This window comes from Sphingobacterium sp. Ag1 (assembly GCF_000988325.1).
Taxonomy (GTDB): Bacteria; Bacteroidota; Bacteroidia; order Sphingobacteriales; family Sphingobacteriaceae; genus Sphingobacterium.
Window position 1 is genome coordinate 146,672 of sequence record NZ_LBGU01000040.1, and the last position, 22,808, is coordinate 169,479.

The window sequence follows — 22,808 nt, forward strand, 5'->3', positions numbered from 1 at the left end:
ATGGAAAATCAAAACAAAGCACATCTAACAACACTTGTTCTCACAATTGTTGGAGGGTATTGTGACACTGTTACCTTTGTCGCAGCTGACAAAATATTCTCGGCCCATGTGACAGGCAACTTTATCGTCTTCGCCTATCAGCTTATCAATGGTGGAGATAGCACGGCCTGGATCAAATTGGCAACCTTTCCTGTATTTGTCACCGCTGTGATGGTCGGCGGATGGCTTACCTCACGTTCCCATAAGAAAAATACCGTCCTCTTTGCCGAAGCCCTATTACTTGTGATTGCAGGTTTGCTGGCTATTATTCTTCCGGTAGACGCCTCCAAAACCGTGATGTATAGCCTGGTTATGCTCGTCGTATTCGCTTTGGGCATGCAAAATGCATTCGGAAAACTATTTGCCAAAGCAACTTACGGACCAACAACCATGATGACCGGAAATGTGACCCAAGCATCACTAGACCTTTGTGTACTTATCGCTAATAAATTTAAAAATCCAGACACCAACGTCAGCTTCGGGAAGCAGCTGATCACCTTATCAGGTTTTTTCATCGGATGTTTGGCGGGAGCCTATTTTGGTAAACAACTTGGATTAACTTCTATTATATTTGCAGGTATAGCGATGCTCGTCTGTTATTTCCTTTCGAACGACAAGGATCAATAATTAGGATAAAAGCATAAAGCAAATAGAGCAAGCTACCGATATAAAGATAGCTTGCTTTATCTTATAACGTAAGTCACCTCAATGAGAATCTATCTAATACTTAGCTTTTTTATCCTTTCGATCTTTAATACATTCGGTCAGGACAACACGACTATTCATCGTCTGCTAGACAGCATATCGCAGGAAAAGGATACCGGACAGAAAGCTCGTATGCTTTATGGAGCCGCTAAATGTTATCTGGAAAAACCAGGTGAATCAAAAAAAGACCTAGACAGTGCCTTATGGCTTAATAGGACATCCCAAAAACTCCACCTCTCAGTCAACCTTAAAACCGAAGCCGCGCTAAATATGCTTCTGGATGCCCGTATACAGGAGGAAATGGGGAAACCTGACCTTGCAAAAAGCCAGAAAAAGGCTAGTTTACTTTTTGCGAACACCCATCAGCTTGCTAAAGCCTCGGCCATGATTTACCTGTCTATGGCTAACGACATTAAAGATGTTGACTATCATCAAAAAACCAGCTTATTCCAGCAAGCGTTAGAACAAGCCAAAAAGACAAGTGATAAATCACTTGAGCCCAAAATCCTGATGGAACAATCCAGCTTCCTTTCCAATTATGGGGACTATAAAGGTGCCATAGAAACTGCTCATCGAGCTGCTGTATTAAAAAAACAGACCGGCGAAAAAAATATCAGCAAGGAGCTTGTGTCCGTTGCCGGTAATCTTCGGATGCTCCTGCGCCTCAAAGAAGCTTTAAAATATGCGCTCGAAGCCCGTCGGGTAGTGGAAAACGAAAACACGACGACAACCAAAGATAATTTAGCTGCCGTGTACAATATTGTGGGATTGATCTATTATGACCTCAAATCCAATAAAGAGGCCCTAGAAAATTACCAAAAGTCATTTGAAATCGCTAAAAGTCAAGGTGACAGATATGGCATCCATACGATAACACTCAATTTAGCGACGATTCTATCCCGTCTCAATCGCGTTTCAGATGCACTGAATCTGCTTGATAATGTCACCAAAGATTACGCGTCTGATATCTACTCCATACGCTATGCCTATCTGTATACCATGCTGTACACAAGAAATAAAAATACAAAAAAAGCTTATCCCTATTATCAGGAACTCTTAACCTATTACAAAACCGGGAATATCACCGGACAGGAAAGGCATATCATGATGATTGGAATCGCTAGCTATCTTTTTGCAGATGGACAGATCAAGCAGATGTATCCTTACCTTGAAGAAATAGAGCGATCAATGACCAAAGAAAGCAGTCTGCTCCGTGCCTCCGAATTGCGGAAACTTTATTATCTGGCCGACTCCGCCCGCGGTGATTTTAAATCCGCATTCAAAAACTTGACAGCTTTCAAAACGATCAGCGATTCCATTAATAGTGTAGAGCGAGCCAAGGAGCTTACGGCCTTACAATTAGATTATGATACCGAAAAAAAAGACCATGATATCGTCCTCCTCAAGCAAAAAGGTCAACTGCAAAAATCACTGCTTGAACGGGAGGCCATTATACGAAACGTGTTCATAGGCAGCTTTGTCGTTCTGTTGACCTTCGCGGGCTTTTTGTATATCCAAAATGCCATAAAAAAAAGAAGTAATGAAAAACTAACGCTTAAACAGGAAGAAATCAATATCCAGAATGAAAAGCTAAAACAGCTGATCGCTGAAAAAGAATGGCTACTAAAAGAAATTCACCATCGCGTCAAAAACAACATGCAGATTATTATCAGTCTGCTCAATACACAATCGGCTTATCTTGAAAACGAAGATGCCATCAACGCAATTCAAAACAGTCAAAATCGCATGCATGCGATGTCTCTGATCCATCAAAAATTATATCAGACAGACAACCTCTCTCGCATTGACATGAAATGGTATATCCAGGAACTGACCGAATATCTCAAAGATAGCTTTCAATCCGAAAAATCAGTTAAATTTGAGATTCAGGTAGATCCGATTACTCTTGATGTTGCACAAGCTGTCCCAGTTGGGCTTATTCTCAATGAAGCAATCAATAATGCAATCAAACATGCTTTTACTCAAAGGGAGGGAACTGTTTTTATCAGCTTCAGGCGAATCAAAGCTACACCTTACGATCTCTTGCTTAGCATTGCCGACAATGGTATCGGAATACAGAAAGATCTTAGCAGTAATGATAGTGACTCTTTCGGCATGAATCTCATGCAAGGGCTAACTTCCCAGCTTGACGGGGAATTTAAACTGACATCTGACCAAGGTGTTTTCATTACTATTCAATTTTCACAGAAAGAAGCCGAAATTTAAGACGAATTTTATGCAAAAAGGAAACAAGATCTTAATCGTAGAAGACGAATTTATCGTCGCTAATGATCTCAGGATGATCCTCAAAAAAAACGGTTATGAAGTCATTGGTATAGCGTCTTCTGTGTCGCAGGCCAAGACAATTATCGCGACAACAAAACCGAATTGGATACTACTCGATATCCTATTAAAGGGAAGTGAAACAGGTATCGACCTCGCTATTGAACTGAACAAGCTGGAGCTACCATTCTTATTTATATCGGCCAATACCAACCAAGGCATTTTAGAAGCGGTTAAAGAGACAAGACCCTATGGTTTTTTGACAAAACCATTTCGCGAAAAGGATCTTTTCATTATGCTCGATATTGCCAATGAAAGGCTCAGTTCGGAAAACAAAGCCGAGGATCCAAAAATTAAGTCCATTGAAAACAGAAGCTTAAAAAATCAGCTCATCGGTACAAGCCCAGCTCTTAATGAGGTACTTTCACAGGTTGAGTTGGTTGCTCCTACAGACACCTCCGTTTTGCTGCTCGGCGAAAGCGGCACAGGTAAAGAAAAGATTGCGCAGTCATTACATCAGCTATCGTTGCGCAAGCAGCAGCCTTTGGTTGTCGTCAATTGTGCTGCCATACCATTATCTCTTATGGAGTCTGAATTATTTGGTCATGAAAAAGGAGCCTTTACAGGGGCGCAAAATAGAAGAATTGGTAAATTTGAACTTGCCGACGGGGGAACCATCTTTTTGGACGAAATTGGTGAACTACCGTTAGAAGCGCAGACCAAATTACTGCGTGTGCTTCAGGAACAAGAAATCGACCGTGTAGGTGGAGAGCTGCCGGTCAAGATCAATGTACGTATTATCGCTGCGACTAACCGCAACCTGGAACAGGAGGTCGCCCTAGGCCACTTTAGACTGGACCTATATTATCGGCTCAACATCTTCCCAATTGCCATTCCCCCACTTCGAGAGCGGACTGGAGATATTGAGGTGCTAGCCAATTATTTTCTGGCCTTTTACGCCACTAAACTCAAGAAAAACGTCACGGCCTTTTCTGCCCATGCACTTGCCAATATGCAAGCTTATCCATGGCCGGGCAATATTCGGGAGATGCAGCACCTTATTGAAAGAACTGTACTGCTTGCAAAAGAGCCCATCATCAACGACATGGTATTTACTGAACACCTGGAAAGTAAAATCAAAATTTCAGATTTCTCATCTCAAAAATTAGCCTCCCTTGAAGAAATGGAACGAGAGCATATTTTGCGTGTACTTGAATCATGTAAGGGCAAAATTTCCGGCCCAGGTGGCGCAACAGAAATCTTACAGATCAGTTCATCCAGTTTATATAACAAAATGAAAAAATTCGGAATTAAATCCGACTTTTATTGATAACAAGATAGCAAATGACCATCATGCAGCATACAGGCGTAGGATCAGATCCGCAAGCGATTTATAATCGCATTCAGCAACGCGAAATAGAGCAGCTTGCTCAAATGGCTATTCAGCAGAAAATAGCTCCTATTCATACCCTAGCCGCATTGGATTTGCTCCAAAACGAAATCCAAATCTTTTTGGGACAGAATTGGCTTTCGCTATTTATTGCGGATAATCGCGAAGTTAACTATAGCCTCCTTTTTCAATCCAAAAATAAGGCAAAAACAAGCGAGAACGAATCACGTAGCTGTAAAGACAAATTCTTTAAAGAATGTATCCTTTCCGCTGAACCCATCCTGTTCCGAGCCAGCGAAATTTTAAAAGCGGATAAATCTTTTCCGACAAACTTTGTCCACGCCATTCAAGAGGGAAATAAAGCAATTGTATCCAAAGCTTTTCGAGTACATGAACACCATTGGGCGATCTTAAGTCTAGGCTACAAAAGACTGGAACCGATCGATCCTCAGCTTGAGTATCGCATAAAAAATTTTATCCCACAGCTTGGTATTACTGTCGGCAATATTCTGATGCACGAACGGTCGGCACATGCAGCCTTTACAAAACTGGCCAGTAGCCAAGCGCAGCTCACTGTACAGCCTCAGGGTCTCCAGCAGAACGAGGGTTATGGTCAGAAATCAGAGGCATCGGAGCCGCAGATGATTGGCGAGAGTGAACTGATACAAGCCATAAAATCGCAGCTCAAAACAGTAGCGCGCTCAGAAATGAACCTGCTTATTCAAGGTGAAAGCGGAACTGGCAAAGAAGTTGCCACCCAAATTGTACATCATTTTTCAATCAGATCGGACCGTCCCCTAATAAAAGTCAACTGTGCGGCTATTGCGCCCACATTGATCGAAAGTGAGCTTTTTGGACATGAAAAAGGTAGTTTCAGTGGTGCTGTAAAACGTAAAATCGGCAAGTTCGAACAGGCTCAGGGCGGAACACTTTTTTTGGACGAGATTGGAGATCTTCCGTTAACACTCCAGGCCAAACTTCTCCGTGTGTTACAAGAAAAAGAAATTGAGCGCGTGGGAGGAAATAAAAATATTCCTATCGATGTCCGTATAATCTGTGCCACACACAAGGACTTACAAACCGAAGTTAAGGCCGGCAACTTTCGAGCCGACCTATATTACCGGATCAGCGCATTTCCAATTACTCTCCCATCCCTTCGTGAACGACGAGAAGATATTCCTCATTTAATCCAGCATTTCCTCCTAAAACATGCCGGAGAAAAACCACCTAAGCAAATCAGTAAAAAGGTTTTGCAACGCCTCCATTTACATTCCTGGCCTGGCAATATTCGCGAACTTGAACATGTTATTGCACGTTCGATTCTATTGACGGAAGATTCAACTATAAAAAAAATCGCACTATTGTCTGACGGTGATTTTGTAGGAGAAAGCAAGGTTCCGGATTTCCGTTTACAAACCTTGGCAAACTTTGAAAAAGAGTATATTCTTTGGGTATTGCACAACTGTAAAGCCCGTATTTCTGGCCCCAATGGGGCGGCGACCATACTCGGTATTCCAGCCACAACGCTTCAATCCAAGATGAAAAAGCTGGGCATTGGCAAGAAGTTTTCTTACTCCAAGGAATAAAACAAAAAAAGCCATTCCCGTTTATGGAAATGGCTTATACAACTATTTAAAAACTATTTTTAGATCAACAGAATCTTATTTTTGGATAAAATCCAAAATATCCTTATTAATGGTCTCCGCTTCTGTAGTAGGCATTCCATGTGGAAAACCGGGATAGGTAATTAAAGTACCATTTTGGACTAACTTAGCGGCTCTTCTTCCCGTGATATCAATCGGTACGATCTGATCATCTTCACCATGCAATACTAAGACAGGGATCTCGACTTTTTTAAGTTCTTCGGTAAAATCAGTTTCAGAGAACGCTTTTATACAATCATAGTGTGCCTTAATACCGCCCATCATCCCTTGCCGCCACCAGTTGTCCATCACACCTTGTTGTACATTTGCTCCATCGCGATTATAGCCATAAAAAGCGAGGGTAAAATCTTGAAAATATTGTTGTCTGCGTGTTGCCGTATTCAATCTTATTTCGTCAAAAACCTCCATTGGTACACCATCGGGATTTGTAGCACTCTTAGCCATTGTGGGGGTAACCGCACTGATCAATACAGCTTTTGAAACCCGAGAAGTACCATGATTGGTTATGTAGCGAACGACCTCGCCACCACCTGTTGAGTGACCAATATGGATGGCATCTTTTAAATCCAATGCTTCTACCAATTGTGCAATATCCGACGCATAGGTATCCATCTCATTTCCCGTTGCCGTCTGTGTCGAGCGACCATGACCCCGGCGATCGTGTGCGATCACACGGTATCCTTTTTCTAGGAAGTACATCAACTGCGCGTCCCAATCGTCGCTGGATAAAGGCCAACCATGATGAAATACGATCGGTTGTCCTGTTCCCCAGTCTTTGTAATAAATTTCTGTTCCGTCTTGAACTTTGAATGTTGCCATAATGATTAGTTTAAGAATTTTATTATTTACATGATATGTTAATCGGATTGCAATTCATAGCCCAACAAACACATACAACTGTATTTAAGTACATTAGAAAAATAAACGTTAATTTAAAAACAACGATATTTCGTTATTTATACAACAGATTCATTCGTTTTTTACGATACGATCTATTATCCTGCAAGAGACTTCTCGTGGTGTGCTCACCTGTGTTTAAATAGTATTCATATATTCAGTTTTCACCTAATATTTGAACCAGATCTTCCGCTCCACCGTCAAATTTCTGTCCATTAACAAAAAATGTCGGTGTCCCATTAACGCCGCTCAGCATACCGCTTTCAAAATCGCCATCTACACGATCCTGTAACGCCTCGTCCTGCAAATCAGATTTAAACTTTGGCATGTCCAAATCCAGTTGCTCGGCGATATCCAGCAGCAATCTTTCACTCAGCAAGTTTTGGTTTTCAAAAATGGCATCATGCATCTCCCAAAATTTCCCTTGCAGTGCTGCAGCCTCCGCCACCAATGCTGCGGGTTTTGCATAGGGGTGCATCTCCGATAGCGGAAAATTGCGGAATACAAACCTGATCTGGCTTCCCAGTTCGGCCATCATTTCTTTTATAATTGGATGAGCTGCACCACAATGCGGACATTGGTAATCCCCATATTCAACAATGGTCAGATCGGCCTGGCCATTTCCCAATATATGGTCAGCATTGCTGACCTTCGGTTTCAATGACATAATTATTTTGATTTAAGATTCTCCAATGCTTCGATAATACCGTCTGCACCCGGATTGACCGCAGTCGGAGACAGATAACTCCAAGCAACAACCCCTTCCTTATCAATCACAAAAAGCGCGCGCTTGCACTCCCCTTCCTCTTCATCGTAAACACCATACTTCTTGGCGACCTCGCCTTTAGCTTCAAAATCGGCCAGAAGTGGAAAATGCAGCTTTCGGGATTGCGCAAAGGCCATATGGCACCATTTGCTGTCAACGGAAATACCCATTATCTCTGCATCATATTTCTTGAAATATTTGAGCATTTCATTATATAAGGCCATCTGATCGCTACATACCGGACTCCAATCTGCCGGATAAAATGCCAATATCACATTGTGCCCCTTAAATTCTGATAATCTAATTTTTTGATCGGGTGTCGCGTACAAGGTAAAATCAGGGGCAACATCATTTTCTTTTAACATATCAACGTCTTTAAAGTTTATCGACCATCTCAAGGTGCACAACCTTAAAATAGATGTGCATCATCTTTAAATAAAGCACTTAAAAGCTAAAATTGTTTTAAGGAAAAAATGGCTATCCACGATTTGACTACAAGATCCGTTGATCTGCCTACATCCAAACTCGATCGATTAGCCACCTTTGTAACATCAATTTATTTAAAAAAAGAAATACATGAAATCACAAAAAGTATGGTTTGTCACTGGTGCTTCCAAAGGGTTAGGTCTCAGTCTTGTTAAAGAGTTGCTCGCCCAAGGTTATCTTGTGGTTGCCACATCACGAACAAAACAGGCCCTGGAAGATGAAATTGGCGATCAGGAAAATTTTCTGCCGCTTGAAGTGGACATTACCGATGACAAAGACGTTGCCCGGGCAGTACTCTCGGCCATTGATTATTTCGGAAAGATTGATGTATTGGTCAACAATGCCGGTTATGGTCAGACCGGTACCCTCGAGGAACTCAGCGACTGGGAAGCACGCCGCAACTTCGAAGTGAATGTCTTTGGATCGCTTAATGCCATCCGGCATATTGCTCCCCATATGCGCCTTCAGCAATCGGGTCATATTTTCAATATAGCATCTATCGGCGGGCTCGCTGGAAATTACCCAGCCTTTGGTGTTTATTGCTCCACCAAATTTGCTGTCGCAGGCTTTACTGAAGCCCTCGCTGTCGAAATGGAGCCTTTTGGCGTACACACGACCTTGGTCTATCCCGGTTACTTCAGAACTGATTTTTTATCGGAGGGATCCTTACATACCGCAGCCAATCCGATCGCTGCGTACGTCACTGCCCGAGAAAACGAAGCTACCCATCTGCATCAGATCCATGGAAATCAGGCAAACGATCCCCAGAAAGCAGCAACCTTATTAATTGAGTTAAGTACGCTCGCACAGCCCCCAGTTCATTTTTTAATGGGCGAAGATGCGTATGAGCTGGCCAAAAATAAGATCAATATGCTTATGACCGAGATCGAAAAATGGAAAAGCTATACAGTATCAACGGGTTTTGAATAATCCCAATAATTGCTTAACTCAGCATAAAAAGCTTCCGAGGAAATCTCACAATAATCAAATTAGAAATTCATTAAATTTACAAGATGGAGAATACATTTCGCTTTCATTCGCTTTCGGAATTCCACAGCTTTTGCGGACTACCTAAGCCCGAACATCCATTGATCAGCTTGGTTGATTATAGTCAAGTACATTACCCCATAAATGACAGCAAATTGAATTGGATACAACATTTTTATTCGATCGGTTTAAAGCGAAATGTAAATGCCCGGTTCAATTATGGACAGCAGCACTATGACTTCGACTCGGGCGTACTCACTTTTATCTCGCCCCTACAATTTCTACAAGTGGAGATCAATCAGCAAGTACAGGCACAACCCAGCGGCTGGATCCTGTTGATCCATCCCGATTTTCTCTGGAACAGCGAATTGGCAAAACATATTCACTCGTACGATTTTTTCCAATATCAGGTCAATGAAGCGCTTTTTCTTTCGGACAAAGAAGAAGCCATCATTGTCGATATTCTGCAGAATATCGAAAAAGAGTATCAGTCCAATATCGATAAATTTAGCCGCGAACTCATTATCAAACAGATCGAGCGCTTGCTGATTTACGCCGAACGATTTTACGAACGTCAATTTATCACCCGCAAGCGATCGACTCAAGAACTGGTCACCAAGTTTGAGCAGTTACTGTCAGTACAGTTTCAGCAACACATACTTGTGGAGCATGGTGTACCGACAGTCAGCTTCCTGGCGCAGCAGCTCAATTTATCACCAAACTACCTGGGCAGTTTGCTGCGTATCTATACACAACAAAACACCCAACAGCATATTCAGCATAAAATGATCGAGTATGCCAAATTACGGCTAAGCACGAGTTCCCTCTCCATCAGTGAAATCGCTTATGAACTGGGTTTCGAACATCCACAGTCATTCAGTAAAGTGTTCAAAAAGAATACCCAACAAAGTCCCGTGGAATTTAGGCAGCAGTTTCAATAGGTTATTTATCTTTACTCCGCGTAATATCCCGCTACCCCAATACCGATCGTCCAAAAGAACTTTGACTTTTTAAGGTCCTCCAGCAGCATATCCGCATTGTCTTCGTATTCGCCATCGGCTTTGATTTCCTCAATCTCCTCCTGAACATCCTCTTCAGTAATCTGTCTCCAGACGCCCACAGAGCTATTTAAAAATGTATAGCAATATCCCGCTTCGGCATCATCAACCTCACCCTGATTTTTATCCGTTAAGAGATTGACCAGTTCAGCTGCTTCGACCTGAAATGGATTAACACCATAGATATTGATTTCAGTTTTTTCTGGATAGGGTCCATTGATGCTTTCTATAAATTCCAATGTTCCCTGATCATTAAAATCAAGTCTCAATTCGAGTTCATCATAATAATATTGGTCGTCCAGCGCATCTGAAGGAGCACCAAGCACACCTTGAACTTCAGCAAGGCCCGCACCAAGATTAACCTGACCAATACCTTCAATTTGAATCCCAACAAGTGGGACTAGTTCGATCTTTTTCATGCGTATTCAGTAAATTATAAAAAGGATACCTGCATAAATAACACTTGAACATCTGCTATCGTTTTATCCAATGATGAACATAGCTACAGCGTTATGCTGACATAAATTTACACTAATTCCCATTAAATAATTATTAACATTTTTACCTTTTCTTACGATCCATAGCGCACATGATAATTCGCATAATCAAGCAATTATGCTAACTTTATGAATGCATCAAAAATCCACCATTATGCAACAGACGCTAGCGACATTAGACAGTTATATCCAAAATCTAAGACCTGAGCTGTATACCGATCTACAATCCCCGTTATCGGCAGAAGAGTTTAGGGACCTTGAACAGCAATATGATATGGAGATACCTCAAGATCTTAAAGCGCTCTATCGCTGGAAAAATGGGCAATGCAATACAAGTTATGAAGTCTTTGTGAACAATTCGACTTTCATCCCACTAGGAGAAGCGCTGGATACAGCGCAGGAACTGACCAATATGATTGGTATGGACTTTGAAATCGAAAACTGGTGGAATGAACGTTGGATCCCTATATTCCACAACGGCGGTGGAAGTTACATCTGCTATGATCTAGGGGGCATCTTTACGGGACAGGCAGGTCAATTGATTGAATACTGGAATAAAGACAATGACCGCAATGTCATTGCACCAAACCTCGCAGTTTTTTTAGGGCTACTTAATGACTATTATGCTCATACGCCCAAAGAAAAATTCGATGATTTTTTTAGCCTAGATACCACCGGCGAATATCCCAAACGGTTTAAGGTGGACTAACAGAAACTCATCGCCCTCATTTTTTTTATAATTCAATTGGTCTTTTTACACTACTCCGAAGAAACAATCAATGCTGTTTTCAATCGATCGACTAAATAATCTGCAGATCCATATTTCTAAAGGGATTCAGTTCGGAATCATTGGAGTCCAGGTCGGTGATCAATGCCGTGAGCGAATCTATTGGACACACCCTAAACAGTTCCCCTTGATAAAGCTTATTCTGGCTGGCTAAGGCTATTGTTTTCTTTGCACATTGCACCATCATCTTTTTGGTTTCGCCATCTGCAGCTGACGTTGCCGACACACCGAGCTCAGGATCTACAGCACAAGTTCCCATGATAAAGATATCGGCGTTATATTTAGCGACTTCCATACAGGTTGCGATACCCGAAGTTACCGCCAGATCAGGTTCAAAATTACCGCCTAAAAAAATAAGTTCCACATTTTTGAACTTCTCGAGCAGCGGCACGATGGAAAAATTATTCGTAATCATCCGAATCCGGATATCCAATGGCATAGCATTCACTACGGCCCATGTCGTAGTGCCACCATCCACAAAAAGGGTCATGCCATCTTTCAGAAACGGCTGTACCTTTAATGCAATAATATCTTTTTCTTTGGTCAGAAACGATTGCCTATCCTGAAAAGTCAACGGATCTTTTTCGCGAAGCATAGCCCCACCTCTGGTCTTGGAAAGCAAGCCGTTCCGATAGAGAAGATCTATGTCGCGGCGGATGGTATCTTCCGATACCGCCAACAATACCGCCAGTTCTTCAAATTTCACCTTCCTCCGACTCGCTAATTCGCGGAGGATTACCTCAAAACGCTCTTCTTTTAACATGCTATTACTTCCTGATTTTATAAATAAGGGCTACTACTAGAAAAAGTAAAGCTATTGTTTCGAAAGCAATGATCAAAGAAAAATGCTGTGCAATAGCACCCAAAAGCGCCGGTCCTGCCAGCTGACCTGCATAACCCATTGTTGAAATAACTGGAATGGCTACTGTCGGTGAAAGTCCTTCAATCCGGCCACCCTCGCTAAAAAATACAGGGACAATATTGGCGGCTCCCAGTCCCAACAGGACAAATCCAACAAGTGTAACAGAAAGCCAGGGACTAAATACCAGGATCAAAATACCTAATGACGCCAATAGGCTCCCACCGATCACCACCACTTTACTATTCAGCTTACTTACTAATCGATCTCCCTGCAATCTCATCACCGCCATCGCTACGGAGAATGCCGCATATCCAATTCCCGTAAATTCCGGAGATACGCCTTTGTGATCCCGCAAAAATATGGCGCTCCAATCCAACATCGCTCCCTCCGACAGAAAGGCGATGAAACACATCAGCCCAAGTACCAGCACACTCCACCTGAGCCATTGAAATCTTTTTTTGGAAACCCGAGTCTCATCAATGTGGGAAAACTCGACAATGATTTCTTTTTCCTTATGGTAACCCAGCAGCTTTCGATATTGTAAGATCAATAGCAGTATTAAAAAGATAGCGATAGTAACTGCCGCATAAATCGGAATTAGCCCCATCTTTATCAGAAAACCCAAGCCGATCGACCCAAATAGACCACCTACGCTGAACAGCCCATGTAAAGATGACATGATCGGTTTACCCATGGCATTCTGAACCTGCACACCATGTGCGTTCATAGCCACATCTATACTACCTATACTGCAGCCAAATATAAAAAGAACACAGGCCATCAAATAGCTATTTGTTACCATCAACAGAACAGGGAGCACAACGGCAGCAATTATACCTGAGATCAAAATCACTTGTCTACTCCCCAGTTTCCCGATAAAAAAACCAGAGAGAGGCATCGTTAATAGTGCACCACCACCCAAACACAGCAGTAAAAGCCCCAGTTCTCCATCGTTAAGACCAAGACGGTCCTTGGCGAAAGGTACCATCGGTGCCCAGCTTGATAGCGCGAGACCACATATCAAAAACATAACCTGTGTCGCTGTTTTTGCCTTAATTATCGATTCGTTAATGATCGGTTTGTTCAACATCCTGATAAATTTTACATTGCAATATTATGCAAATTTGCATAATATTGCAATGTAATTAGATAAAAAGATTTGCCATGCGAATAGAACACCTCGCCCTGTGGGTCGATGACCTCGAGAAAATACGTGCTTTTTACGCCAAATACTTTGGTACTGTTAGCGGAGAAAAATACCATAACCCGAAGAAAGGGTTTTCATCCTACTTTCTTAAATTTCGCGAGTCAGACGCACGTTTAGAGATTATGAACCGTATTGATATCACTGCAGCAGCAGCTGACAGAAGCCTGAGCAAAGGTTATACCCATCTAGCCCTAAGCGTCGGTGGAAAAGATGCTGTCGATAAGTTGACCGAGCAATTACGGTCGGATGGATATATTATCGAAAGTGAACCCCGTACGACGGGCGATGGGTATTATGAAAGTGTCATACTTGATCCAGAGGGAAATCCAATAGAAATTGTAGCTTAAAACCAAACAAACAAAAGTCCATAATCAGCCAAACTTGAACATTGGCAGATTATGGACTTTCTGGGATATTATCCTTCCTATTTTTGACCGCCAAATCGCAGTTCTAGCTTGGAGGATACCTTAACCTTTCTTGGCTAATTCGATCTTGTTTGAAATTTCGTTAACGATCTTTTCGACATCCGAACCACTACCCGATGACTGAAAGCGAATAAAACCATCTTTATCGATCACCACTTTTGTAGGGATGCCACTGACACCGTAGGCCGAAACGACAGACTTATCCTTCTCCTTCATCTCGTCATATAGGACATGGAAACTATATTTATTGTCGTTGATAAAGTTGTTGACAAGTTCCTTATAGTTTTCCTCCTTCTGCCAGGTATTGATAAACAAGAATGCGACCTCCTGATCATTTGCATATTTGTTGACCGCAGCCTGCATGCCCGGGAATGACATTTTACATGGTCCACACCAGGTTGCCCAGAAGTCAAGTACAACCACCTTTCCTTTCAGACCGGCTAAGGATACTTCCTTGCCCGAACGATCCACCAACGAAAACTGAGGTGCTTCTTTTTTGATCATTTCAGCTTTCAGTTTTGTCACCAGCATTTCGTCAATACGTCCATTTAGCGCTTTGAGATAAGCCGTCGTGTCCGAAAGCCCACTATTCAGCTTACTGTACAAAGGCAGGAGTACTTCCATCATTTTGGGATCTTTCCCTTCTTTGACAACTTCCTTTTCCATAAGCTGAAAAGCATCCAGATCGCGTCCTTTTGCCTGAAGCGCCTTGGCATACGCGATCGTTGCCGATTCGGACGATAATTCTGTGCGCACCTTGTCCAATACTTCAAGCGCCTTATCCACATCCTTGTTGCCCATTAAAGCATCCGCATACTGCAGGCCGATAGCCCCCAGATATTGACCACCCGCAGTTTTCTTACCTTCAGATTTCAACTGATTTAGATTGACATAGACCGGTTCAAGCATCTTTTGTGAAAAAGTATATTCTTTTTGCCGGTTTAACTCGCGTCCGATCGCAAAAACAGCGTTTGCATAATTGTCTTTGGGTTTCAATAGCTCCAAATAATAACTGACCTTATCCAAGTTTTTTTCTTTTGCATACTGTTGTGCAATAGTCCCCATGCCGTAACCATAGATTCCTCTATTTTTTTCAGCATAGCTATTTTCCGGAAACTTTTTAATTAAGCTAGTATACTGTTCTTCTAATTGTGCCCCAGTCTGATTTTCCGCTTTAAACAGTTTACCGAAAGCTTCATTTCGTGCGGTAATTCCCTTTGGAAACTTTTTGGCGATACCCGCCTTTATCGCATCGGCCTTATCTGCATTTTGCAAGCCATTGTAGATCTGTCCTGCCAGCAGTTGGCCTTCCTCTCTTTTCGATTTCGCCAGAAATTCAGCTTCTTTCAGTATTTCTGCCTTCGATTCATCTGTCCCTTTCTGAAACAAGCCATTGAGGTGCTTATATAGCTCCTCCTGAGTAATTCCTTTTTTTGCAGCTAATTGTCCAAAAGCAGCCTGGCTTCCCAATAGTAGTAGCGGAATGGCTAATTTTATTGATTTCAAATTCATATTTTAAGATTTATACATGTTTAAATGAATGATATTATGCTTTAAGAGCTAACAGTTTTTATTGCGTCAATATCCCTAAATGGAGGTCGACGATCTCGTCAACCACATGTGGAAAAGACTGTTCCAAGACCATGGTGTTTGCGTTATAAATATAGATGGACCCAGGTTTACTGGCGGTCAGATCATTGGTGGCTATCATCAGCTTGCCATCCAGGATCTTAAATTTGACAATATCTCCAGTGGCATTTTCAGGCAGCTGCACATATTTCTGGAATTCGACACCGAGGTAGGAGGCCATATAAATGGTCTTGCCAATAGCCATAAACCAACGGCTTGTAGGACCATCAAAATAGACATAACCAATTGAACCAGTTGTCGGCATTGGACCGGAGCCCAGTAGACTGAACGATTTCGGTTTATAATCTGCAGCGTAATCCAAACGATAAGAATACAATTGATTGTCTTGTTTAAAGAGGTAGATATGGTTGATCGAAGGGATATTGGCATAACTACAGGCCAAAAATACCTTTCCATTCATGAGCTCCTGCCCCAGGATATCTTTATAATCATTGATATAAACATACTCATTGGCCGTAATACCATTATCCCACACCCGCACCTTTTTATTCTTTTCGTCGTAGACACTCATAAAGTATCTACCATTGCCCAGCGGGGCGGCCACACCATTCGGTGCAATCTGGTAATCCGTCGGATCGTTGATAAAAGCAGGCAGCGCTATAGCGCCCTTCCGCAATACATGAAACTTACCTTTATTAACCACATAGATCACGTCGTTGTATCGGTCGTTCATCACCTGGCTTGGACGAAGCTCAAAATTGCCACCACCGACATAGCTGGAAGAATTGTACAGCAGCGTAGGCACAAACTCCCTGGAATCAATGACCACGACAGGATTTACAGCATCCTGAATTCCGATGGTCAACACGTTATAAAAGTCTGTTGACGAAGCGCCATACTTTTTGGTGCCACTGATCGACAGCGGATTCTGGCCCAGCTTACCTAACTTGGGCAATAAAACCTGATCAAAGGAAGCTTTTTTGGTAATGCTCGATAGGCAGTACAATGATGCCGCTTTCGATTTATCCTGTGTCAGTACATAGTACCCCCATTTATACGGGTTCACAATATTCAAAAAACAATTGTAGCTGCTTGTTATTCCCGTAGACCTGTCCGTTACAGTAAACTCGGCCGAGATCTTACCATAACGTTTATTGGCCACATAAAATAGATTTTTCGATTTACTGACTGCAACAGAGTCCACCTTCCATTCAAAGGTGAGTTGTGTCGTGTCACTAGCCGAAAGCGTCCCCACCACTGTTGGATTCAACCGAATCGTATCGTTAAACGGGATTTCATAAATTCGTCCCGTCGGATGATTAGCTTCCAGCAGGCCCGTGATTGTTATCGTATTCACGTCCTTGTAATTATAGTTACCTAGATCCTTAGAACAGCCTCCTACAATCAGAAGAGCCAGGAACAGGATAAAAGATCGGTTTATAAATTTCATCTGCTTCATCGTTAAGGTAATAGAATACGTTCTTTTGTACTGTCGCCATCAGGATAGACCTGGTGATCGATAAAATACTGTTTGAGCACCTGAATATAATTGAAGGTGACAGGATACCAGCTTGCAATAGCCGAAGTAGGCATATTATTCCAATAATATATTGGCCCCGGCGCCCCTGTCGTCAGATCTGGTGAAGGGTCGGCGCCAAGGTGATAGACCTGCATCCATTGCTGGAACACCTCTTTTTGAAAAGGGCCAAAATAATTTTTCCACGTATTCCACCAAGCCGGTTCATTCAGTATATCGTCAACCACAATCCGTATTTTTTGATTGTATAGGTTTCCGGGAGCGAAAGCCTCATTTTGCTCCATGCGCAGATACAAGACCGTGGGCTCAGCTTTCATTTTTGCTGTACGTTGAAATGTGACAAAGAGGGTATCCACATAGCGGCTGGCTCCGATCATCGGTGCTGAAAATTTCACGGCAGCCTGATCATATTTGGACGAATCTTCCAATACATACGTATAGTTACGGTCTTTCGCACTTGCCCTTCCCCCGATACCGATCGGAATCGCAATCGTCTTTTCCTTGCGTTGCAGATCGGCATCCAACGCAAATCCATAATAGACACTATCTGCAAATTTTTCTACAGATCTGGTATTGGCATTTGGATAGGCAAAATAGATGTAACTCTGGGTATCGTCAAATTGGAGCATATTGTCGTTTTTATTGCAGGCACCCAGTATAACGGCAGCACAAAAAAGCAAAATATATCTTTTCATTTCGGTTAGTTTTGAGGGTTATACAACAATTCATCATCTGGAATTGGCAGCCTGAATATTTCGTTTTTAGGCTGTACCAGTGTAGGCCGATCAATGGCCTTATACAGACGTTTATATTCTGTAAACAGGTAACCTTCGCCAATATTCTCTTTGCGCATCTCGTCAAAGATCAGATCCTTGAGCTTCTGGGGTGTCATATCTGCGTTGAGGACAAGATCAGTGCTGATGTTTCTGCTTTTGCGCACCAGGTTGAGATATTCCATTGCTTTGGTTGGATTAGCAGCAGCATTACTTTCGGCCGCAATCATATAGATGGTATGCAGTCCAATGATCTTGTTTTCATAAGCCGGGCGATAATTGACCTCCGAAGGCAATCGCTTGAGATCAAATAGGTACTTCGAAAGCTTCCAGGGATACGCGGTATTGGGCTGTGTAAACCAATTGGCCAGACGGGCATCATTCAGCGAGCCATGCACCGTGCTGTTATAAAGGTTCGTTCGCAACCACGAATAATTAGGGAATAAAAAGGGTGAGGTCGAGCTAGAAATAGTCGCATCTGGCTGCGCAAAAACCAAACTTACCATCACGCCCAGTTTACTGGAAAACAGTGCAAATATATTTTCCATGGGCATACGCGCAAAAGCACCCGGCGCGATTTCTCCATCGAGGGTCAACCTAACGCTCTGCGTGGTCTTGAGCTCCGTAATCAGCTCTTCGGCATACTTGCCCGCGCCAACCAGATCACCCTTCCATTGCGCGACCATCGCTTGCAGCGCCACGATTGCGTAATAGTTCATTCGGATACCACGGTAATCAATTAAGCTGTTGTAATGTTCGTAAGCATATTGGTTTAAATTAGCATCACGTGCATTAGAACGGATCGGATCCTTTTCTAGCAAAGCACGAGCTTCCCCGAGGTCCTTTTCCAATAAGGTGATCACCTCGGCTGCAGTAGAAAACTTCGTCGCCGAATAGGTCACCCCGTCTCGGTATGGGATCGCCTTTGCCGAAGCCCCTTCGTTCGAAATAGCGGGACCAAATAATTTCAACAGCTGGAAATGGCAAAATGCCCGCAGACCGATGGCCTCCCCCTTGATCAGATCGTAGTTTTCATCCGTCTTGATACGGTCTACATTCGCCAGAATAATATTGGTCTGATTGATGCATTGGTAAAATTTACCCCAAATGTTGGCAATCGTTTTCTTAGGTATATCAAAATTGTATTCATACCGAAAGGACCTGTAGTAGTTGTGCCCCGAATTGGTCACATTATACGATCCGACCAGGCTTTCCATAAAACCATATTTCATTTCACGGCCATAGAGTGTATCCGTATTCATGGTTTCGTATACACCAGCCAATGCTGCACTAAAGCCCGATCGATCTGTAAGCAGATCCTCCTCATACGCTTTATCAGTGGGATTGACATTTAAGAATTTTTCGCAGCCCGACAGTATGCAGAGCACAGCGATGGCGATTATTAACTTTTTCATGCTTTAAAATTGAACCATTACACCAAAATTAAATTCACGGGCATATGGATAATCTATCCCCCGTTCCATGCGCACCGTACTCCAACGGAACATATCGTTCATGGAGAAGTTGAGCCGAAGGCGTTCCAGCTTATACCGCTTGAGGATAGCATTGCTAAATGAGTAGTTGACGTTGATTGTGGAAAGACGCAAAAAAGACTCCGTCTGCACAAAACGGCTGGAAGGTTGCGTTACTGACTGATCGCCGATGGCCTTAAATCGGCTGAGGTCTCCAGGTTGTTTCCAACGTTCTTCCAACACCCTTCGGTCGGCATTGAGATAAGCAGAATTATTTTCGATCTTGTCCATTAAGGTCTGATTATAGATATCTCCTCCCAGAGAATAATTGCCGATAACTTGTACCGACAAGCCCTTGTAATTGACCGTTGTCCCTAAGTTCCCATACAATGTCGGCTCCGCATTACCCACCACCTCTTGATTATTGGCATCCCATTGATAGGTCACATTCCCGTTTCTATCGCGGTACAGCTCACGACCATTGGCCGGATCAATCCCCAGCGATGATACCGCCCGGATAACACTCAGCGACTGGCCCTCCTGATAGAATTGCGATGGACGGATCACATTGCCCTTGCTGTCTTTCTTCACAAGCGACTCATTGAGGGTACGCAGCTCATTGGATATCTCTTTCAATTTACTCCTGTTTTGTACTGCCCCGACAGAGAGGTACCAGCTAAAATCCTTTACTGTGTTGTTCAACACGCGGAGATTGGCCATAGCCTCAAACCCTTTATTCTGTACTTTTCCCAGATTTTGAAAGAACTTGTCTTTGTAAAAACCAAACGAAAGAGCGACATTCACCGTAGAAATCATACGATTGGTGATCCGATCATAATAGGAAACATCCAATCTTAGTAGATCGCCTTTAATCCCAAACTCTCCACCGATACTTCGCTGCTGCTGTTCAGGCCAACGTACCGCCGGATTTCCTTGCCCTGTATAAATGGCCGCATACTGATTATAGTAGTTCTGTCCCGTAAAAAAGTTATACGCAGTACTCACCATACCCACATTAAATTCGCTTACGGTACTTGATGTACCTGCATTCAGGTACCAGCGCAGTTTGGTCAGGAAGCTATTTTTGAACCATTCCTCATTGTGCATGTTGTACGAAAATCCGGTACTCCAGAATGTTCCAAAACGATTTTGACTTCCATAGATCGAAGCGCCGTCCGAACGCAGCGTACCGCTCACATTGTATTTGTTGTCGTAGGTGTAGAAAAGCGAACCAAGGAAGCCCACCGAACGAACCGGTAATGAAGTTGACTTCGGCAGCGATCCCACGGCGTATTGCAAGGCCATTTGAGGAGTCATAAAACGATCGTCCACGTATCCCGTTACTGTATTGAGATTACCCACAGTATTCTGCTTTCTGATTTCGGCAATCGCATTGGCCACGAGCTGATGCTTACCAAATTTATTGGAATACTGCATATCCACTTTACCTTCATACTTGGTAAAGTTTTGGTTGCCAAAAGTGTAGGATCCACGCAAATTAGCGTCGGTGACGGTAGCAAAATCGGTGTGGAATGGCGATTTGTACCGGTCTAGATCTGTAATGGTACGAACGATTGTTCCCGATGCACGCACAATCAGCTTGGGCAGTGCATACCACTCTATCGACATATTGTTCTGTAGCGTTTGGCTCACCTGTTCATCACGAAAACCAAGTCCTGCATTATACAATGGATTGTACATTGTCGGCCCCCAGCTATACCATTGCCCGAGTTCACCGAAGCGGATATTATAATTCCCCTGATCATCGTAGATCCGTTCATAAGGATTCAGTGCGGTATAAGTTTTAAAGTCGCCGTACGGACTATTGTAGGCCTTGCTGTAGAGGTAAGTACCCACATTGCGAAAGGTGATCACATTGGGAATACGATAGATCAATGTAAAGCCGGCATTACCACGCGTCCTTCCAGACTCCTTCATGACACCTTTATTGTCAAAATAACCACCTTCGAGGCTATACCTGACTCCATTGCCACCACCTTCCATCCGCAGACTATGGTTGATGGAAAGCGTATTTCGCACGGGCTGCTTCAACCAATACGTATTCACTCCCGCGGCTACATTCTCTTCCCGCTTGGCGAGCAGGTTGTTGTAGCTTTCCTGCTGGATCAGATCCCAGGAAGGGTCTCCGCTTCGGGAAGTATAAAGATCGGCCAATTTTTCATACTGCAGCTTCTCGGCAGCATTCATTAGGTTATAATCGGAGAGGTCGACCATCGCCACCGAAGGTTTCATATCGTAGGTTACGGTAAACTTACCATCTTTGGGTAGGCGGGTTTCAATGACCACCACCCCATTCCCCCCACGCGAACCATACAAACTTGTGGAACTGGCATCCTTTAAAATCGAAATCGATTCAATCCGATTGACATCAATATCATACAGTGTGGTTAGGGGCACCTCAAAACCGTCCATAATAATCAGGGGTGCATTTACAGCATATTCACCGACACTCGATACCCCACGAATATTGATCTGTGGCATCACATTGGGATTGGAGCCTGCAGTGACACGTTCATCCACTTTAAAGGACGGATCCAGCGCTTGCAATACCGTAAAAATATTGGTTGAATTGAACTTCTCCAGGTCCTGCCGAGTCACCATCGTAGCTGCCCCCGTGAAGTTGTCCCGGCGTACTTTAGTATAACCCGTCACTACGGTTTCCTCGATTTTATTGGTTACCTGCTCGAGCGTTACCGTTAATGGATCCGGCGAAGAAACCTCAATGCGCCTGCTCTCATAGCCCACCATGGAGAAAAGTAATTCGGTTTTCTTTGAAATGACAACGAAGAAAACACCGTTTTCTCCCGACAGAACACCACTATTGGCGCTACCCACCACTTTGATAGACACACCGACAAGGGGTTTCCCCGTATTGTCCTGAACACGGCCCCTTACCCTGATATGTTGCTCTACCAAACTTTCAGCTCCCTGCCGAGAACGCTGATTGCTGACCGGTCCTGTTGAGGGAGGTTGCTTTCTGCGTACCAAAATGGTGTTGTTCTGAAATAACAGGTCGACAGGTTGATTCTCGGAAATCTCTTTCAGTACCTGAATAATATTTTTGCTATCCACCTGAATACTAATAGGCTTGCTATTCTTGAGGAGAGCCAAATCGCCTATCAAATCAGCATTTGCCTGTTTACGAATCTTCTCCAGCACCTGATACATCGAACTTTTATGCTCCTTTAGTGTAATGTTCTGCGCATGTGATACCCCCATGGTCACCGATAAAAGTAGTCCACTAAGCACTAATTTAGACAGGTACTTACCGACATCTTTGGGCAAATCGGTAGCCGCCACTTTTTTTTCAAAATGGTAAACGTTCAATTTCATAAGGTTAGTTTTTGTTAGTCTGTCGTTTT

At 43.1% G+C, this 22,808-nt stretch carries 19 protein-coding genes; 8 read left to right on the plus strand and 11 right to left on the minus strand.

Annotated elements, in window-relative coordinates:
• From AAW12_RS14155 to AAW12_RS25525, 4 genes are all read left to right on the plus strand, one after another.
• Window positions 1–666 (plus strand): YoaK family protein, encoded by a 666-nt coding sequence (locus AAW12_RS14155; protein WP_046674282.1) that lies wholly within the window; start codon window positions 1–3, stop codon window positions 664–666.
• Between the two features lie 81 nt (window positions 667–747).
• Window positions 748–2,970 (plus strand): histidine kinase dimerization/phosphoacceptor domain -containing protein, encoded by a 2,223-nt coding sequence (locus AAW12_RS25520; RefSeq protein WP_053003698.1) that lies wholly within the window; start codon window positions 748–750, stop codon window positions 2,968–2,970.
• Window positions 2,971–2,980: 10 nt separating this feature from the next.
• Entirely contained in the window at window positions 2,981–4,357 is a 1,377-nt protein-coding gene (locus AAW12_RS14165; RefSeq protein WP_046674283.1) for a sigma-54-dependent transcriptional regulator, read from the plus strand.
• A gap of 14 nt (window positions 4,358–4,371) precedes the next feature.
• Window positions 4,372–6,003 carry a sigma-54 interaction domain-containing protein gene (locus AAW12_RS25525; protein ID WP_053003699.1) on the plus strand — a complete coding sequence of 544 codons (1,632 nt, stop codon included), beginning with the start codon at window positions 4,372–4,374 and terminating at the stop codon, window positions 6,001–6,003.
• 75 nt (window positions 6,004–6,078) lie between these two features.
• Here AAW12_RS25525 and AAW12_RS14175 read toward each other — a convergent pair whose 3' ends face one another.
• The 3 genes from AAW12_RS14175 to AAW12_RS14185 form a co-directional block, all read right to left on the minus strand.
• A complete protein-coding gene (locus tag AAW12_RS14175; RefSeq protein WP_046674284.1) occupies window positions 6,079–6,900 on the minus strand; it encodes an alpha/beta fold hydrolase in 822 nt (273 codons plus the stop codon).
• Between the two features lie 235 nt (window positions 6,901–7,135).
• Window positions 7,136–7,645, minus strand: a complete 510-nt coding sequence (locus AAW12_RS14180) for a DsbA family protein (protein ID WP_046674285.1) — start codon at window positions 7,643–7,645, stop codon at window positions 7,136–7,138.
• 2 nt (window positions 7,646–7,647) lie between these two features.
• Window positions 7,648–8,109 (minus strand): redoxin domain-containing protein, encoded by a 462-nt coding sequence (locus tag AAW12_RS14185; RefSeq protein WP_046674286.1) that lies wholly within the window; start codon window positions 8,107–8,109, stop codon window positions 7,648–7,650.
• A gap of 211 nt (window positions 8,110–8,320) precedes the next feature.
• Here AAW12_RS14185 and AAW12_RS14190 point away from each other — a divergent pair, with 211 nt between their 5' ends.
• Together AAW12_RS14190 and AAW12_RS14195 are read left to right on the plus strand one after the other, a co-directional pair.
• Window positions 8,321–9,160 (plus strand): SDR family NAD(P)-dependent oxidoreductase, encoded by an 840-nt coding sequence (locus AAW12_RS14190; RefSeq protein WP_046674287.1) that lies wholly within the window; start codon window positions 8,321–8,323, stop codon window positions 9,158–9,160.
• An 83-nt stretch (window positions 9,161–9,243) separates the two neighbouring features.
• Complete coding sequence (locus AAW12_RS14195; RefSeq protein ID WP_046674288.1) at window positions 9,244–10,158, plus strand: helix-turn-helix domain-containing protein; 915 nt, start codon at window positions 9,244–9,246, stop codon at window positions 10,156–10,158.
• Between the two features lie 11 nt (window positions 10,159–10,169).
• Here AAW12_RS14195 and AAW12_RS14200 read toward each other — a convergent pair whose 3' ends face one another.
• The gene (locus tag AAW12_RS14200; protein ID WP_046674289.1) at window positions 10,170–10,694 is read right to left on the minus strand and encodes a hypothetical protein; all 525 of its coding nucleotides are present in this window, start codon (window positions 10,692–10,694) and stop codon (window positions 10,170–10,172) included.
• A gap of 232 nt (window positions 10,695–10,926) precedes the next feature.
• Here AAW12_RS14200 and AAW12_RS14205 point away from each other — a divergent pair, with 232 nt between their 5' ends.
• Window positions 10,927–11,481 carry an SMI1/KNR4 family protein gene (locus tag AAW12_RS14205; RefSeq protein WP_046674394.1) on the plus strand — a complete coding sequence of 185 codons (555 nt, stop codon included), beginning with the start codon at window positions 10,927–10,929 and terminating at the stop codon, window positions 11,479–11,481.
• A gap of 91 nt (window positions 11,482–11,572) precedes the next feature.
• Here AAW12_RS14205 and AAW12_RS14210 read toward each other — a convergent pair whose 3' ends face one another.
• Both AAW12_RS14210 and AAW12_RS14215 read right to left on the minus strand, forming a co-directional pair.
• Entirely contained in the window at window positions 11,573–12,322 is a 750-nt protein-coding gene (locus tag AAW12_RS14210; protein WP_046674290.1) for a DeoR/GlpR family DNA-binding transcription regulator, read from the minus strand.
• A 4-nt stretch (window positions 12,323–12,326) separates the two neighbouring features.
• A complete protein-coding gene (locus AAW12_RS14215) occupies window positions 12,327–13,511 on the minus strand; it encodes an MFS transporter (RefSeq protein WP_046674291.1) in 1,185 nt (394 codons plus the stop codon).
• A gap of 74 nt (window positions 13,512–13,585) precedes the next feature.
• On the opposite strand from AAW12_RS14215, the gene AAW12_RS14220 reads away from it, so the two are divergent.
• Window positions 13,586–13,975 (plus strand): VOC family protein, encoded by a 390-nt coding sequence (locus tag AAW12_RS14220; protein ID WP_046674292.1) that lies wholly within the window; start codon window positions 13,586–13,588, stop codon window positions 13,973–13,975.
• A 120-nt stretch (window positions 13,976–14,095) separates the two neighbouring features.
• On the opposite strand, the gene AAW12_RS25530 is transcribed toward AAW12_RS14220, so the two are convergent.
• The 5 genes from AAW12_RS25530 to AAW12_RS14245 are packed head-to-tail and all read right to left on the minus strand — an operon-like array spanning window position 14,096 to window position 22,779.
• A complete protein-coding gene (locus AAW12_RS25530; protein ID WP_053003701.1) occupies window positions 14,096–15,565 on the minus strand; it encodes a TlpA disulfide reductase family protein in 1,470 nt (489 codons plus the stop codon).
• 58 nt (window positions 15,566–15,623) lie between these two features.
• Window positions 15,624–17,093: a PKD-like family lipoprotein gene (locus AAW12_RS14230; RefSeq protein WP_197084042.1), complete on the minus strand. Its 1,470-nt coding sequence runs from the start codon at window positions 17,091–17,093 to the stop codon at window positions 15,624–15,626.
• 11 nt (window positions 17,094–17,104) lie between these two features.
• On the minus strand, window positions 17,105–17,875 hold the full coding sequence (locus AAW12_RS14235) for a DUF4843 domain-containing protein (RefSeq protein ID WP_046674294.1): 771 nt from the start codon (window positions 17,873–17,875) through the stop codon (window positions 17,105–17,107).
• A 5-nt stretch (window positions 17,876–17,880) separates the two neighbouring features.
• Window positions 17,881–19,368, minus strand: a complete 1,488-nt coding sequence (locus AAW12_RS14240; protein WP_046674295.1) for a RagB/SusD family nutrient uptake outer membrane protein — start codon at window positions 19,366–19,368, stop codon at window positions 17,881–17,883.
• Window positions 19,369–19,371: 3 nt separating this feature from the next.
• Window positions 19,372–22,779: a SusC/RagA family TonB-linked outer membrane protein gene (locus tag AAW12_RS14245; RefSeq protein WP_046674296.1), complete on the minus strand. Its 3,408-nt coding sequence runs from the start codon at window positions 22,777–22,779 to the stop codon at window positions 19,372–19,374.
• Between the last annotated feature and the right edge of the window lie 29 nt (window positions 22,780–22,808).